At 64.9% G+C, this 16123-nt stretch carries 12 protein-coding genes and 1 pseudogene; 8 read left to right on the top strand and 5 right to left on the bottom strand.

Annotated features, from left to right (window positions below; all coding sequences use genetic code 11):
* Positions 1–116 precede the first annotated feature (116 nt).
* From JQ624_RS02045 to JQ624_RS02010, 8 genes are all read left to right on the top strand, one after another.
* A complete protein-coding gene (locus JQ624_RS02045) occupies positions 117–422 on the top strand; it encodes an integration host factor subunit beta (protein ID WP_212417154.1) in 306 nt (101 codons plus the stop codon).
* A 136-nt stretch (positions 423–558) separates the two neighbouring features.
* Positions 559–951 (top strand): lipopolysaccharide assembly protein LapA domain-containing protein, encoded by a 393-nt coding sequence (locus JQ624_RS02040; protein ID WP_212417153.1) that lies wholly within the window; start codon positions 559–561, stop codon positions 949–951.
* Positions 952–1027: 76 nt separating this feature from the next.
* Positions 1028–1687, top strand: a complete 660-nt coding sequence (locus JQ624_RS02035) for a phosphoribosylanthranilate isomerase (RefSeq protein WP_212417152.1) — start codon at positions 1028–1030, stop codon at positions 1685–1687.
* The gene (gene trpB / locus JQ624_RS02030) at positions 1684–2901 is read left to right on the top strand and encodes a tryptophan synthase subunit beta (protein WP_212417151.1); all 1218 of its coding nucleotides are present in this window, start codon (positions 1684–1686) and stop codon (positions 2899–2901) included. The genes JQ624_RS02035 and trpB overlap by 4 nt, the downstream gene beginning before the upstream one ends.
* Positions 2898–3734, top strand: a complete 837-nt coding sequence (gene trpA, locus JQ624_RS02025) for a tryptophan synthase subunit alpha (protein WP_212417150.1) — start codon at positions 2898–2900, stop codon at positions 3732–3734. The genes trpB and trpA overlap by 4 nt, the downstream gene beginning before the upstream one ends.
* Before the next feature lie 83 nt (positions 3735–3817).
* Positions 3818–4759 carry an acetyl-CoA carboxylase, carboxyltransferase subunit beta gene (gene accD / locus JQ624_RS02020; protein WP_212417149.1) on the top strand — a complete coding sequence of 314 codons (942 nt, stop codon included), beginning with the start codon at positions 3818–3820 and terminating at the stop codon, positions 4757–4759.
* Complete coding sequence (locus JQ624_RS02015) at positions 4756–6096, top strand: folylpolyglutamate synthase/dihydrofolate synthase family protein (RefSeq protein ID WP_212417148.1); 1341 nt, start codon at positions 4756–4758, stop codon at positions 6094–6096. The genes accD and JQ624_RS02015 overlap by 4 nt, the downstream gene beginning before the upstream one ends.
* A 277-nt stretch (positions 6097–6373) precedes the next feature.
* A complete protein-coding gene (locus JQ624_RS02010) occupies positions 6374–7114 on the top strand; it encodes a metallophosphoesterase (RefSeq protein ID WP_212417147.1) in 741 nt (246 codons plus the stop codon).
* A gap of 115 nt (positions 7115–7229) precedes the next feature.
* Here the strand turns inward: JQ624_RS02010 and JQ624_RS02005 are convergent, their stop codons facing one another.
* From JQ624_RS02005 to addB, 5 genes and pseudogenes are all read right to left on the bottom strand, one after another.
* Entirely contained in the window at positions 7230–7691 is a 462-nt protein-coding gene (locus tag JQ624_RS02005; RefSeq protein ID WP_212417146.1) for a DUF2231 domain-containing protein, read from the bottom strand.
* Between the two features lie 150 nt (positions 7692–7841).
* Positions 7842–8852, bottom strand: a complete 1011-nt coding sequence (locus JQ624_RS02000; RefSeq protein WP_212417448.1) for an ATP-dependent DNA ligase — start codon at positions 8850–8852, stop codon at positions 7842–7844.
* Between the two features lie 135 nt (positions 8853–8987).
* Positions 8988–9308: a thioredoxin gene (gene trxA / locus JQ624_RS01995; protein WP_016847387.1), complete on the bottom strand. Its 321-nt coding sequence runs from the start codon at positions 9306–9308 to the stop codon at positions 8988–8990.
* A gap of 71 nt (positions 9309–9379) precedes the next feature.
* Positions 9380–12910 (bottom strand): annotated as a pseudogene (addA, locus tag JQ624_RS01990) (double-strand break repair helicase AddA).
* The gene (addB, locus tag JQ624_RS01985) at positions 12904–16050 is read right to left on the bottom strand and encodes a double-strand break repair protein AddB (protein WP_212417144.1); all 3147 of its coding nucleotides are present in this window, start codon (positions 16048–16050) and stop codon (positions 12904–12906) included. The pseudogene addA and the gene addB overlap by 7 nt, the downstream one beginning before the upstream one ends.
* Positions 16051–16123 lie beyond the last annotated feature (73 nt).

The raw sequence follows: 16123 nt of genomic DNA, 5'->3' as shown, positions 1-16123 counted from the left end.
CCCCTTCGGACCGCTTGTCACGCCATTTCGCGTTGCTCAAAAGTGATTTAGCGTCTTGACAGTGCAAGGCATTTTCACGGAAATGGATATCCGCACGATCCCGGATCCCAACTTCGATGATCAAATCCGAACTTGTTCAGCGCATCGCCGAGCACAACCCGCACCTCTATCAGCGGGATGTGGAGAACATTGTGAACGCAATCCTTGATGAGATCGTGGCAGCCTTGGCGCGCGGCGACCGTGTCGAGCTGCGCGGCTTCGGCGCTTTCTCGGTCAAGCATCGCCCGGCGCGCGCGGGGCGCAATCCGCGCACCGGCGCGCATGTGCCGGTCGACCAGAAGAGCGTGCCGTTCTTCAAGACCGGCAAGGAAATGCGCGAGCGGCTGAACCGCGAGAACGGCTCGCCCGAGGCCGGCGCCTAATCATAGCGTTTTCAAGCGAAGTGGACCCGGTTCGCGTAAAGAAAACGCGCAAATAAATGACTCTTCGGGTTTAACGAGATGTAGCCGTGTTGCAGGGTTTCGTGCCTGCCGTTCTCCATCACTACGAGAGATGGTCATGCGAAAGTTTTTCACGGCGCTGGTCGTCATTCCCTTAGGACTCATCTTCATCGTCTTTGCGGTCGCCAACCGCCATTTCGTGACGGTGTCGTTCGATCCCTTCAATTCGACCGATCCGGTGATCGCGGTGTCGATGCCGCTGTTTGCCGTGATCATTGCGGTGGCCATTCTGGGGGTAGCGGCAGGCGGCATGGCGACCTGGTTCCGCCAGCGCCACTGGCGCCGCGCGGCGCGCCAGCATGAGGCGGATGCCCGCCGGGCGAGGGCGGAGACGGCCGATTTGCGGGCTGCGGCGGCGGTTTCCCGGGCCGATCAGCAGCGCCTTCCGGCGCCGTCCCGGTACGGGATCTATGGGGCCACAGGGCGAGACAAGCAGGGCGCGACGTTGTAGAACCCGCCCCGTCAGCTTGTTCCAATTTGCCTGTTTCAATTAGCCCTGGCGGCGCTGGATCCGCCCCTGAGAGACCATGCCCCTGCTCGTCAAAATTTGCGGCCTGTCCACGCGCGAGACGCTCGACACAGCGCTCGAGGCGGGCGCCGACATGGTGGGCTTCGTGTTCTTCTCCCCGTCGCCGCGCCATCTCAGCCTCGAGACCGCGCGGGAACTCGGCAGGCAGGCCAAGGGCCGCGCCGCCAAGGTGGCGCTGACCGTCGATGCCGACGACGCGACGCTTGAAAACATCGTCGAGACGCTGCGGCCGGATCTCCTGCAATTGCACGGCAAGGAAACCATTGCGCGCGTACGCGACATCAAGGCGAAGTTCGCACTTCCGGTCATGAAGGTAATTGCGGTGGAGACGTCGGCCGATCTCGCCGTGCTGCCGGGCTATGCCAGCGTCGCCGACCGCATCCTGTTCGACGCCCGCGCGCCCAAGGGCGCCACCCGCCCCGGCGGGTTAGGGGCCGTGTTCGACTGGCACGTTTTGGAAAAGCTCGATCTCCAGCTGCCCTTCATGGTCTCGGGCGGGCTTTCCGCCGACAACGTCGCGGAGGCGGTCCGCGTCACCCGCGCCGGCGGCGTCGATGTGTCTTCCGGCGTGGAAAGCGCGCCCGGTGTCAAGGATCCCGAGATGATCCGCCATTTCATTCGCGCCGCGCGCGCCACTGAAGAATTGATGGTCCGATGAATCCAAACCTGCCCAATTCGTTCCGCACCGGCCCCGACGAGCGCGGGCATTTCGGTATTTTCGGCGGCCGCTTCGTCGCCGAGACGCTGATGCCGCTGATCCTCGACCTGGAAAAGGCCTATGCCGACGCCAAGGCCGATCCGGCGTTCCAGGCGGAGATGAACGGCTACCTCAAGAACTATGTCGGCCGGCCGTCGCCGCTTTATTTCGCCGAGCGACTGACCGAGCATCTCGGCGGTGCAAAAATCTATTTCAAGCGCGAGGAGCTGAATCACACCGGCTCGCACAAGGTCAACAATGTGCTCGGCCAGATCATGGTCGCGCGCCGCATGGGCAAGAAGCGCATCATCGCCGAGACCGGCGCCGGCCAGCACGGCGTTGCCACCGCGACGCTATGCGCGCGGTTCGGGCTCGAATGTGTGGTCTATATGGGCGCGGTCGACGTCGAACGTCAGCAGCCCAACGTGATCCGCATGGAAATGCTGGGCGCCAAGGTGGTTCCGGTTCAGTCCGGCGCGCGCACCCTGAAGGACGCGATGAACGACGCGCTGCGCGACTGGGTTACCAACGTGCACAGCACGTTCTACTGCATCGGCACGGTGGCGGGCCCGCATCCCTATCCGATGATGGTGCGCGACTTCCAGTCCATTATCGGCATCGAGACCCGCGAGCAGATGCAGGAGGCCGAAGGCCGGCTGCCGGATTCGCTGGTCGCCTGCATCGGCGGCGGCTCCAATGCGATGGGGCTGTTCCATCCCTTCCTCGATGATCCCTCCGTCGAGATTTTCGGTGTCGAGGCCGCCGGCCACGGGCTGACACAGCTCCACGCCGCCTCGATCGCCGGCGGCCGTCCCGGCGTGCTGCATGGCAACCGCACCTATTTGCTGATGGACGAGGATGGCCAGATCCAGGACGCGCATTCGATTTCGGCAGGGCTGGATTATCCCGGCATCGGCCCGGAGCATTCCTGGCTGCACGAAACCGGCCGGGTCAATTATCTCTCGGCGACCGACGAGGAAGCGCTCGCGGCATTTCAGTTGCTGACGCGGCTTGAAGGCATTCCTCCGGCGCTGGAGCCGGCGCACGCGATCGCCAAGGTGATGGAGCTCGCGCCGAAACGTCCGCGCGATCACCTGATGGTCGTCAATCTTTCCGGCCGCGGCGACAAGGACATTCCGCAGATCACGGAAATTCTGAAGGGCAGGAAGAAGTGACCACCCGTATCGACGCAAGATTTGCCGACCTCGCCAAGCAGGGCCGCTCGGCGTTTGTCACCTTTTTGATGGCCGGCGATCCCGATCCCAAAACGTCGCTCGACATCATCAAGGCACTGCCGAAGGCCGGCGCCGATATCATCGAGATCGGCATGCCCTTTACCGATCCGATGGCCGACGGGCCGTCGATCCAGGCGGCGGGCCTGCGCGCGCTGAAGGCCGGCATGACCCTGAAGAAGACGCTGGAGATGGTCCGCGGCTTCCGCAAGGATGACAATGCCACGCCGCTGGTGCTGATGGGCTACTACAATCCGATCTACATCTATGGCGTCGACAAGTTCCTTGCCGATGCCAAGAGCGCGGGCGTCGACGGCCTGATCATCGTCGACCTGCCGCCGGAAGAGGACACCGAGCTTTGCATCCCGGCGATGAAGGCGGGGCTCAATTTCATCCGCCTGGCGACGCCGACCACCGACGACAAGCGCCTGCCGGCGGTGCTCGCGAACACGTCGGGCTTTGTCTACTACGTCTCCATTACCGGCATCACCGGCAGCGCCAGCGCCGATTCCAATGCGGTCGGCGAAGCCGTCGCCCGCATCAAGCGGCACACCAAATTGCCGGTTTGCGTCGGCTTCGGCATCCGCACGCCGGATGCGGCGCGGGCGATCGCCGAGAATGCCAATGGCGCCGTGGTCGGCACCGCGCTGGTCGATGCGCTCCGCGCCAGCCTCGATAGCGAGGGCCGCGCGACCCCGAAAACCGTCGGCGCCGTTGCCGATCTGGTAACCGCGCTGGCGCAGGGCGTGCGGGGAGCGAAACAGGCTGCGGAATAGGCCACAATTGCGGCGGCTTGCCGGGCTAGGTCCGGATCGCCATATGAATCAGTTGATGCGTTAACCGCATTTCGGAGCGAACCATGAATTGGCTCACCAATGTCGTCCGGCCAAAAATCCGCAACATCCTGCGCCGCGAGACGCCGGAGAATTTGTGGATCAAGTGCCCGGATTCCGGGCAGCTCGTGTTCTACAAGGACGTCGAGGCCAACCAGTTCGTCATTCCCGGCTCGAACTACCACATGCGCATGGGCGCGGTGGCGCGGCTGAAGTCGATCTTCGACAACGAGACCTGGTACGACATCGCGCTGCCGGAAGTGACGGCCGATCCGCTCAAGTTTCGCGACGAGCGCAAATATGTCGACCGCATCAAGGACGCGCGCGCCAAGACCGGGCTGAACGACGCCATCAAGGTCGGCTACGGCAAGTTAGAGGGTGCCGGCGTCGTTGTCGCGGTGCAGGATTTCGATTTCATGGGCGGTTCGCTCGGCATGGCTGCGGGCGAGGCGATCGTGCGCGGGCTTGAACTTGCGGTGGAGAAGAAGTCGCCGTTTATCATGTTCGCGGCCTCGGGCGGCGCGCGCATGCAGGAAGGCATCCTGTCGCTGATGCAGATGCCGCGCACCACCGTCGGCGTGCAGATGCTGCGGGAAGCGAAGCTGCCCTACATCGTGGTGCTGACCAATCCGACCACCGGCGGCGTCACCGCGTCTTACGCCATGCTGGGCGATGTGCAGATTGCCGAGCCCGGCGCGCTGATCGGCTTCGCCGGCGCGCGCGTGATCGAGCAGACCATCCGCGAGAAACTGCCGGAAGGATTCCAGCGCGCCGAATATCTGCTCGATCACGGCATGATCGACATGGTCGTGCATCGCCACGAGATGCGCCCGACGCTGGCGCGGCTGTGCCGGCTCTTGACCAAATCCCCGGCGCTCGACGTCGCTTCAAAGCCTGCGCCGCAGGTCACGGACCCGGCCCAGATCGTCTCGGCGCCGGAAGCCGCGCCGGCTGCGCCCCACGCGTGAACCTGCCTGCCGCCAAATCCCAACCGCTCGGTGAATTGATCGCGCGGCTGTCTGCCTTGCACCCGAAGCGCATCGATCTCAGCCTCGATCGCATGCACCGCCTGATAGAGCGGCTCGATCATCCGGAAGCCCTGTTGCCGCCGGTGATCCATATCGCGGGCACCAATGGCAAGGGTTCGACCATCGCTTATCTGCGCGCGATCCTCGAAGCCGCAGGGCTGCGCGTCCACGTCTACACTTCGCCCTATCTGGTGCGGATCAACGAATGCTATCGCCTCGGCGAGAAGGGCGGCGGCCGGCTGGTTGATGATGCCGAGTTGCGCCGGGTGCTGGAGCATTGCGAGCAGGTCAATGCCGGCGAGCCGATCACGATTTTCGAGATGGAGACCGCGGCGGCGTTTTGCCTGTTCGCGGAGCATGAGGCCGATGTCGTGCTGCTGGAAACCGGTCTTGGCGGCCGGCTCGACGCCACCAACGTCGTCGACAGGCCGATCGCAACGGTCCTCACGCCGGTCAGCATGGATCACACGGAATTCCTCGGCAGCACGCTGACTGCGATCGCGGGTGAGAAGGCCGCCATCATCAAGCGCGGCGCGCCGTTGATTTGCGCCGAGCAGGCACCGGAGGCCATGTCGGTGATCGAGGCGGCGGCGAAGCGCATGCGCGCGCCGATGCATGCGGCGGGACAGCAATGGCATGCCGGTGTCGAGTGCGGGCGGCTGGTCTATCAGGACGAGCGCGGCCTGATGGATCTTGCGGCACCAAAACTGTTCGGGCGGCATCAATTCGATAACGCCGGTCTCGCCATCGCGACGTTGCGCGCGATCGAGGCGTTCAAAATCGGAATGCCGGCGTTCGAGGCCGGCATCGTTGGTGCCGAATGGCCGGCGCGGATGCAGCGGCTGGTCGCGGGCGCGCTGGTCGATCAGGGGCCGAAGGGGTGCGAGATCTGGCTCGATGGCGGACACAATGCGGAAGGCGGCCGCGTCACGGCAGCGGCGCTCGGCGATCTCGAAGAGCGGGTGTCGCGCCCGCTGGTGGTGATCGCGGGCATGATGGCGAACAAGGATGCGGGCGCGTTCCTCGCCAATTTCGCCGGGTTGACGCGCCACATCATGGCGGTGGCGATTCCCGGCCGCGACAATGCGATGCCGCCGGACCGGCTGGCGGATGCGGCGCGCGCGCTCGGCATGCGCGTGGAAAATGCTGCAAGCGTCGAAGCCGCGCTACATGCGCTGTCGCGGCTGGCTTACGAAGTGCCGCCGCGCATCCTGATCACCGGCTCGCTCTATCTCGCCGGCCATGTGCTCGATATCAACGGCACGCCGCCGGGATAGTGCGGAAGAAAATTAGTCCGAAGAAAATTAAATGGCCGCTGAAATTGCTTCCAGCGGCCGCCCGGGAAGAAATATCGATTGCTTATGAATTCTCCAGCCCCGGTCTTCGTAAAGATTAGCCAAGACGCCTGCGAACTGCGAGTCGGAACCCGGGTTCCACCCTATAACCAAAGGAGGATGTTGCGGGCCGGCTTCACCCAAATGAGGTAGATCGTCATAGCATCGATCTTGCAGGTTGTATGACGTCACCTGTCGAAAGCTGGAATTGAGAATTAACATGCGTTTTGCCGCCATTGCCGATGTGCACGGAAACTATCTCGCGCTGGAAGCCGTGCTGGCCGACATCCGCGCACAGGGAATCAACGACATCGTCAATCTCGGCGACATGGCGAGCGGCCCGCTCGACGCGCGGCGAACCATCGACGCGCTGATGGCGCTCGATGCTGTTCATGTGCTCGGCAATCATGATCGCTGGCTAATCGATCGGCCGCCGGAGAAGATGGGATCATGGGACCGGCCCGCGCATGCGCAACTCGACGCCGGGCATCTCGATTGGTTGCGCACGGTGCCATCAACGCAGATATTTCGCGACCAAGTGTTTCTCTGCCACGCCACACCTGCCGACGACAATGTCTACTGGTTGGAGACAGTGACGCCCGATGGCTCGGTCAGGATGTCTCCGTTAGAGGCGATCGAGAAAGAAGCGGAGGGAATTTCGCAGTCGCTGATTCTGTGCGCCCATACCCACATCGCGCGCGCGGTGCGACTCGGCGACGGACGCCTGGTGGTCAATCCCGGTAGCGTCGGCGTTCCCGGCTTTTCCTACAACGTTCCGTTCCCACACCTGATAGAGGCGGGCACGCCCGATGCGCGTTACGCGATTCTCGATCTGACATCGGGAAGCTGGCGTGTGACCTTCCGCCATGTGCCCTACGACAACAATGCGATGGCGGCACTGGCGCGCCGCAATGGTGATCTTGAGTTCGCATCCGCGCTCGCGACAGGGTGGATTCGCTGAATTCGTGGCCCGGATGGAGCGCAGCGCGATCGGGGACGGTGGCGCCGCGAACAGAGAGTCCCGGGTTACGCCTGGCTCCACCCGGGCTACATCTCTTACGGGCTACAACTATTACTCAGCGACGCAGATCGGCGACATCGGACACGCCGACGTGCTCCCGATAGACCATCTCCCAGCCTTTCCAGCCGGTGAAGAGCAGGATCAGCACCACGACGAACGACAGCGCCAGGCCCGTCGGAATAATGGCCGAGGTACCGCCCGTGTAGCGCGAATACCAGTTGTAAAGCTCGATCACGACCGCAATGACATTGCCGCCGGCATGCAGCCAGGCATCATTGAGATTGCGGATGCGATCGTCTCCCATCAGATCGATCACGCCCACGACTGCCGCGAGCGCGGCCATGATCAGGCCGATGCCCAACAGCCAGAGCGAGGCGCTGGCCCAGAAATCATTCGAGGTTCTCCAGAACGCGATGTCCGAAACAAAGGCCAGGACGAAACAGGCGACCGGAAATGGAATGAGCATCGGATGGATCGGGTGTCCGGCAATTTGAGCCGTTGATCTCGGGTTTGTCATCTGTGCCTCCTAAAGTGGCATGGAGATCAACCGTCTGTTGTTGAGGCGGTTCCTGCCAATCGCGGGATGCAACGGCTGTTTGCGCCGCAATAACCGCGGCAGCGCCGCTGTCGGATGCGATGCCCTCGCTTCGCCCGGGCTGCCACCGCCTCACTTCAGCAGCCGCATCGGGTCGGCGGCCTTCTGCTGAAGCTGATCGAACGTGCATTGCCGCGGCGCCTTGTCGGGCCGCCAGCGCAGGATGGAGGTACCGTGGCGGAAGCGTTCGCCGCTGAAATGGTCGTAGCAAACCTCGATCACGAGTTTCAGCTTCAGCGGGCACCACTTTGCCGAACGCTCGGTCGACCATCGGCTCGGCCCGCCCGGCGCGTTGCCGGTGAAACCGGGTGGCGCAATCAGCGGTTCGAGCCTTTCGGTCAGTGCCGGCTTGTCCGCCTGTTTGATCGCTGACGTGAAGCCGACGTGATGCAGGAGTCCCTCGTCGTCATAGAGGCCGAGCAGCAGCGAGCCCACGACCTTGCGGTTCGCTACCCTGTTGGTGGCGTAGCGGAAGCCGCCGACCACGCAATCGGCGCTGCGGAATTTCTTGATCTTCTGCATGCCGTCGCGGTTGCCGGCCTGATAGGGCAGGTCGATGCGCTTGGCGATCACGCCGTCCGAACCGCCGCCCGATTGCTTCAGCCATTTTTGCGCGGTCGCATAGCTCGTCGTGGCCGGCGACAGGCGGAACGTCGGGTGCGATTTGAACTGGGCTTTCGCAAACGTTTCCAGCGCGGGCCGGCGCTGACGCAGCGGCGACGCGGCGAGCTTCTTGTCGGTTGTGGTTGCCAGCAGGTCGAAAGCGAGAAACAGCGCCGGCGTTTCCTGCGACAGCTTCTTGATCCGGCTCGCGGCGGGATGAATCCGCTGCAGCAGATCATCGAACGAAAACGCTTTGCCCTGTGGCACGACGATTTCGCCGTCGAGCAGGAATACGTTCGCTTTCAACGCCAGCGCCGCGCGGACCAGTTCGGGAAAATAGCGGGCGAGATCCTCGCCCGACTTGGAACGGAGGTCGACGTTATCGCCGTGGCGGGACAGCAGGCAGCGAAATCCATCCCATTTGGGTTCGTATTGCCATTCCGCGCCGCGCGGGATGGCATCGACCGAGCGGGCCTCCATGGCCGCGAGCAGAGCGGGGCGCCGACGCGCCTTTCCTGATGGCGGGCTCTGGGACTCTTCAACGCGAGACATACCGTCTCAACGCAAACGGCCGGCTATTCGCCGGCCGTTGTCGAAAAATTCTCAAAGTGCCGATCAGACCGCCGCCGTGATCCACTGCTGCAGCTTCGCCTTCGGCGCGGCGCCGACCTGGCGGGAGGCCATCTCGCCGCCCTTGAAGATCATCAGGGTCGGGATCGACATCACGCCGTATTTCGAGGCCGTCTTCGGGCTCTCGTCGACATTCAGCTTCACGATCTTGACCTTGTCGCCCATGGCGCCGGAAATCTCGTCGAGCGCGGGCGCGATCATGCGGCAGGGGCCGCACCATTCGGCCCAGAAATCCACGACCACCGGCCCGGTCGCCTTGAGCACTTCGGCTTCGAAATCGGCGTCAGAAACCTTGCCAACGGCCATGGGAATACCTCGTTCAGTTAGGAATTAAGGGGCGCGGGATGAGAATCGCGCCCGGGATGATAGGATCAAACCTATGAATGCGATCCTGCCGGGTCAAGCACGGGTCACGCCGAGATGATGGATGCCAGCTCGGCCTCCAGCGCGGAGGCCGAAATCTCCATTAATTCAGCGGTTTCGGTCCAAAGCAGCGCCACGCGAACCAGCTGCTGGGGATAAAGCCTGGCCAGCACCGCCCGGTACAGCGCGAGCTGGCGGACATAGCCCCTCGGCGCCTCGTCAGGTCGGCCGGGCGGGGCATGGTTGGTCTTGAAATCGACGATCAGGACCTCGCTGTCGGTGACGACCAAACGGTCGATCTGTCCGGATACCAGCGCCGGCCGGCCGGCCGGCCGCTCCAGCCGGCCGACGATCGAGACTTCGGCGCGGCTGCCAGGGGCGAACACTGGCGCGAAACGCCCATCCGCAATCAAGGCCAGCGTGCTTTCGGCCAGCGCCTGCCGTTCCCCCCCGGTCCAGCCATCGGCGTTGCGGGCCAGATAGGCCAGCGCGGCCTCGCGGCGGCGCTCGGCCGCGAGATCGGGCAGCGATTGCAGCAGCCGGTGCACCAGCGTGCCGCGCTGCAGGGCGCGGGCGCGCTGCGTCATCGATTCGGCCGTCCGTAGCGGATGACGCTCGCTGTCGGCGGGGTCCGAGGGCCGCAACAGACTGTCGGGAGAAGCCTCCGGCTGCGCTGGGGTCAGCAGCCAGTTGGGCAGCACCATCGGCGCCGGCGGGGGCGGCGCAGCGGTGGGAGCGGCCGACGGCGCGGTCTCCTCGGGGCGCGAATAGCGTTTCACCCGGCCGGCGGCGGTCTCGATCTCCTGCAGCTGCAAGGTCGAGCCGTCGAGCCCTTTGGTGATCAGATCGTACCAGGACAGCGGCCGGACGCTCTTCATGTTGCCGGGCAGGCAGCCGCCGACGATCAGGCGGTCCGCGGCGCGCGTCATCGCGACATAGAGCAGGCGGCGGTATTCATCCTCGGTATCGTCGATCATCGCCGCGCGCGCCGCGACGACGGCTGGCGGATCCTCGGCCTTGCGGCCGGCCCAGACCACGACGCCGGGCGCATGCGGATCGGCATTGCCCTGCGGCAGGTTGATGAGTTTCAGCCGCTGCGTATCCGAGGGCGAGGTCGTGGTGTCCACCAGGAACACCACGGAAGCCTCCAGCCCCTTGGCGCCATGCACCGTCATGACACAGACCTCGTCGCGCGAAATTTCCATGTCGCGCTTCACTTCGAGATCCGCCGTGCGCAGCCACGCCATAAAGCCCTGCAGCGAGGCCGGCGCCTTGCGTTCGTAGTTCAGCGCCAGCTCCAGAAACTCATCCAGCGCGTCGTTCGCCTCGTGTCCGAGCCGTCGCAGGATGCGCGCGCGGCCGCCGTCGCCGCCGAGCAGCCAGGCATAGAACGCAAACGGCGTTTCGCTTGCGAAGCGCCGCTCGCATTGTTCGAGCCGCCACAGCGCATCCCGCAGCCGGCCATCGGCCGTTGCGCGCTCGGACAGTGCAGCGCGCAACGATCCCTTGCGCTGCCAGGCGATCTTGAACAGGTCGTCATCGGTAAGGGCGAACAGCGGGCTCTTCAGCGCCACCGCCAGCGCCAGGTCGTCCTGCGGCAGCAGCAGCGCGTCAGCCAGGTTCATCAAATCGATGATCGCGATGTGCTCGGTCAGCTTGAGGCGGTCGGCGCCGGCGACGGGAATGCCCGCGTGCTTCAGCGCCTGGATCACGGCGTCGAACGCATTGCCGCGCCGCCGCACCAGCACCAGCATATCGCCATAACGTAGCGGCCGGCGGTCATTCTTGCTGCCGGTCATCACGCCGCTGCCGACCAGCGTCTTGATCTCGGCCTGGATGCGTCGGGCAAGCTTCACTTCGGGGCTGGTCGCGGCGACGCCGTCGAACGGCGCGCGCCAGCCTTCGATGTCCTGCCGGTCGTCGGCTTCCGCGAGCTCCCAGAGATCGATCTGGCTCGGGCCGGCATCGGCCAGCGCGTGATGGATTGGATTGCCGATATCGACCGCATGAATGCTGCGAAAAATATCCTGCTCGCGAAACACCTGATCGACCGCATGCAGGATCTCCGGTCCCGACCGGAACGAATAGGTAAACGACACCGGATCGAACTTCAGTCCGGCGCCCTCGAACTTCTTCTGCAAGGCGCGGCGGCGCAGATCGAATTCGCGGGGGGCCGCGCCCTGAAACGAGAAGATCGACTGCTTCTCGTCGCCGACCGCGAACACCGTGCGTACCAGGCCGTCGCGCGCGCCCGCGCCTGACGTGAATTCGGAGATGATGTGCGCGACGATGTCCCATTGCCGCGGGCTGGTATCCTGCGCCTCGTCGATCAGCACATGGTCGACGCCGCGGTCGAGCTTGTAATGCACCCAGCCCGAGGAGACGCGGTCCAGCATCTCCAGCGTCTTGTCGATCAGGTCGTCATAGTCGAGCAGGCCGCGTTCCTGCTTCTCGCGGCGGTAATTGGCCGCCGCTGCGGTCGCGATATGAAGCAGCGCCTCGGTGCGGTCGCGCGCCACCACGGCGCGGCGGCGTTCGATCAGGGGAAGGATGCGGCGGGCTTCGGATTCAATCAGCCGGCCGATGGCCGGGTTGTTGTCACAGAATTTCTTCGTCACCACCGACTTCCGGGGCGTGCGATCGGCGTCCGTGAGGAATACGCCGAGATACTCGTCGACCTGCGCAGCGCCGGTGAATACCAGCGCGCCGCGCAGCCGCGCCGCCTGGTCCTGATCGGTCTTGCTTCCGGTTTCCAGAACCAGGGCGATGTCCTGCCATCGCGATCGCGGCAGGTTGGGTCCGTCGACGATGTCACGCTCGACATCCTCGATGCGATCGCCGGGGTTGACGCCGAGCGCGGCGGAGATCTGCGCGGCGGCGGCCTGCGCGCTGCCGGCGGCATCCGTCCACGCCATGAAATGATCGCGGCTGAGGCAGGCCTCGCGCACCACATCCTTGAAGGTGACGTCCGCCGCGCTCGCCATCGCCGTCATCAGCGCGCGCCCAGTGGCGCTTTCAGGGTTGCGCGACGCCTCGAGGAAAACCCCGAGATTGGCGCGCTCCATCATCTCGTTCTGGTCGCGGTCGTCGAGCACGGCAAAGCGCGCCGGGACGTTGGCCTCGAACGGGAATTGCTGCAGCAGCCGCGTGCACAGCGCGTGGATGGTCTGCACCTTCAGTCCGCCCGGCGTCTCCAGCGCGCAGGCGAACAGTTTGCGGGCCGATTTGCGCAAGCGAGCGCCGGGATGCGGAATGCCGGCCTCGCGGATCGCCGCGTCGAGCGCGTCGTCGTCGAGCGTCACCCAATGGCCGAGGGTGGTGAACACCCGCTCCGCCATGTTGGCGGCGGCGGCCTTTGTAAATGTGATGCAGAGGATTTTTTCCGGCGCGACATCGTCGAGTAGCAGCCGGATCACGCGCTGCACCAGCACATGGGTCTTGCCCGATCCGGCATTGGCCGAGACGAACGAGGACGCCGTCGGATCGGACGCGCGCGCCTGCGTGTCGCGCACATTGGGAGGAATGATGCGGGCGGCCTTCACCATTCCTCGATCCCCAGTCCGCCGGCCGCCGACCATTCCTTGATGCGGGCGAGATCGTCATAGGCGCCGTAGCGGTTCGACCACATCGACAGGTTCAGGGAGGTGTAGGCGGTCTCTTCGTTCTCGAATTTGCGGATCAGCGCTTCAAGCTGCTCGCGGGCGTAGTCGGCCGCCTCGTCCGGCCGCTGCGGCGTATCGTTGTTCCTGATTTTCAGCTCCAGCGAGCGCTGCTCGCCGGGCGGATTGTTGCCGCTGAGTCTGACATAGACGAGTTCGCCGACGGATGAACCGGCGTGGATGTTCTCAAAGCCGCCTTCGCGCAGGATCGCGGCCTCCAGCGTCAATTGCGGCGACAGGCCCATCCGCACCTGCTTGCCGGTTGGCGGCTGGCCGGTCTTGTAATCGAGGATCGCAAAGCTGCCGTCATGGCGCTGCTCGATCCGGTCGGCGCGCGCCGACAGCGTGAAGATGCGCTCATTGTCGAGCGGAATCTTGATCTCGCCCCGGATCTCGGCGGCAATTTTCTCAATCTCGCCGCGCCGCGCCAGCTCCCAGTCTGCAAACCATGCGGCGATGCGCTGAAATCGCGGCCACCACAGTGCCCGCGCCTCGGGACGCTCCATCAGCGGCGCAAAATATTTTTCACCGATGCCGCGCAGCACCAGCGCCGGCTGCGCGGGAAGGGCGTCTGCGAATTTTTGCGTGAATTCGCCGAGCGCGTCATGGATCGCCGAGCCGCGATCGGCCGCTGAGAGCGGCATGTCGACGGGGTCGAGCGGATCGAGCCGCAAAATATACTTCGCGTAGATCGTATAGGGATCGCGCAGCCAGTCCTCGATCGCCGTGACCGACAGTTTTGTCGGCCGCGTCGCGACCGGCGGTTTTGGTGCGGGCTGCGCCATCGGTTCGACCGCGTCGGGCTGGTCCAGTTCGGCTGCGAAGCGGACGTAATTTTCACCTGCACTTTTGGCCGCGTCCCAGCGCGCTTCGCCGGCGACGGCCTCCAAGCGGTGCAGAAAGCGCGAGGCGACGGCCGGCGCGCCGCCGACCTTGGCTGAGTGGGTCAGGATCACATCATCCGTTCCCAGCAATTGCGCAAAGTCATGCGCGGAGAGGCCGATGCGGCGCTCCGGCAGATCGAGGCCGAGTTCATGGCGCATTGGCCGGCTCAGCCAGGGATCGACCCGCGGCGCCGGCGGCCATACGCCCTCGACCAGCCCGCCAAGAATGACGCGATCGGTTTCGGTCAGCCGCGCTTCGAGTTGGCCGTAGATGTGCAGTTGCGCGCTCGCCGATTCCGGCCGCCGCACCATGCGATCGGCATAGGCGGTCTGGAACACATCAGGGTAATCGCCGAGCTGGACCATCAGGCCGCTCGGCTTCTGCTCGGCAAGCAGGTCGTCGAACGCCGCTGATAGCGCAGCGCCCTGCGCTTCCTCGAAGGCAACGGCAACGCCGTCTTGATCCGAAGACAGCGCGATCAGCGTTTCGCGATGGCGTTGCGCCAGTTCGGCGAAATCGTACGGCTTTGACGAGCCCATGATTTCCAGCGGCGCCAACGCCTTCTGCAGCGCCGCGATCAGCGCCTGCGCCTGATCGAGTTCGTCGTCCTTCAGTTTCGCGCGCGGCTCGGAGGCGTGAAGCGAGGAGGTCTCATGGCTCCTGAGCTTTCTGAGCTCGACGCGGAAACGATCGAAGTCGCGCGCCAGGCCGGCCGTTCCTGCCTGCGGCCGGGTGCCGCGCAGCAGCGCCAGTTCGAGGATCTCGATGGCGTGCCTGAACGCGCCCGGTGCGCCACCGAGCCGAAACAGTGGATGTTTCAGCAGCGCGAGCAAGGTCGGCGGCTCCAGCCCCTTGCTGGCGGCTTCCGCGGCGAGGCGGGCAAAAATGCCGCTTGGTGTATCCATCAGCGCGTCGCCGCCGGAATCGTCGAATTCGAGATTCCAGCGGGTCAGCGCCGCCATCACCCGCCGCGCCAGCGCGCGATCCGGCGTCACCAGGGCCGCTGATTTGTTCAGGTGCCGCGCCTCACGCATCGCCACCGCGATCGCCAGCGCCTCCATCTCCGAATTGGGCGCTTCGACAACGGCAAGCTTCGTCATGCCGCCGGCAATCTTTAGCGAGACGTCCGGCTGGGCCAGACGGTCGTGCCATTGTTCGGTCGCGCTCGACGGCCGCATCGTCTCGGACACCAGCACGTCGCGGCCGTGCTGTGCTGGCGCACCCAGGATTTCGACGTCGTTTCGCTTGATGCCGAAACGATCCAGCAGCCCGTGCATCGCGAATTGCGGATGGTTCGAGGAGGGCTGCGTGGTGAATTTGCCCTGCGCGTCCCTGACGCCGCCGATGCTCTGCCAGGCGTCCTCGTCGAGATCGGTGTCGAGCCCGGGCAGCACCACCGCGCCCAGCTTCAGGCCGGCCACGGCGGTGAGGAATTTTGCGGTGGCCGGCATCGAACCGGTCGAACCTGCGGCGACGACCGGTCCTTCATGATGCGCGGTCAGGCGCGCGGCTTCCGCCTCGATCAGGCGGTCGCGCCGTTCGGCGGGTTCGATGCGGCCGATTTCCTTCAGGTGTTCCGGCCATGCCTTGCGCGCGATGCGCAGGAATTCCAGCGAGTGCTGCCAGTATTTGTCGAACTGGTCGGGCACCAGCCTGTCGAGCGCTTCCCAGGCGACGCCGCGCGTCACCATGTCGTCCATCAGCCGCGCCAGATCGCCGGCCAGCGCCAGTGTCGAGGCCGGGCCGCCGACCACGAGCGGCGCCGACACCGGGCTTTTCGCCCACGCCGCGACCAGATGCGCCAGCGTCAGGCGGCGCTCCAGTTCGCCGAGCCGTGGCGGAATGTCGAGCGGTGCAATCCCGCTGAACTGTTCGGCGCCTTCCGCAAACGCCAGCTCATCCTCGTCGATGTCACCGAGCGCCACGATGCGCGGCAGGATCGCGGCGTCCGTCTTCAATTCATCGAGAAAGATTTCCCGCGCCAGCCGCCCGGCACGCCGGGTCGGCAGATAGAGCGTCGCGGTTGCGAGATTGAGCGGGTTGCTGCGCGCCTCGAATCCCTCGACCAGCCGGCCGTCGACCAGCGCCGCGATGACGGTGCGCAGGAACGGCACGGATACGGGGACGCTGAAAACGCGCATGGGCTTCCTGATTCGAGGTCAGGGGCAATATAGGGAGCGATGAGGGAGAGGTCATGTGGCTGGGGGCGGCGTC

This window comes from Bradyrhizobium sp. AUGA SZCCT0283 (assembly GCF_018130385.1).
Taxonomy (GTDB): domain Bacteria; phylum Pseudomonadota; class Alphaproteobacteria; order Rhizobiales; family Xanthobacteraceae; genus Bradyrhizobium.
Note: the sequence above shows the minus strand (reverse complement) of the source record. Positions and strands in the feature narration are given on the sequence as shown.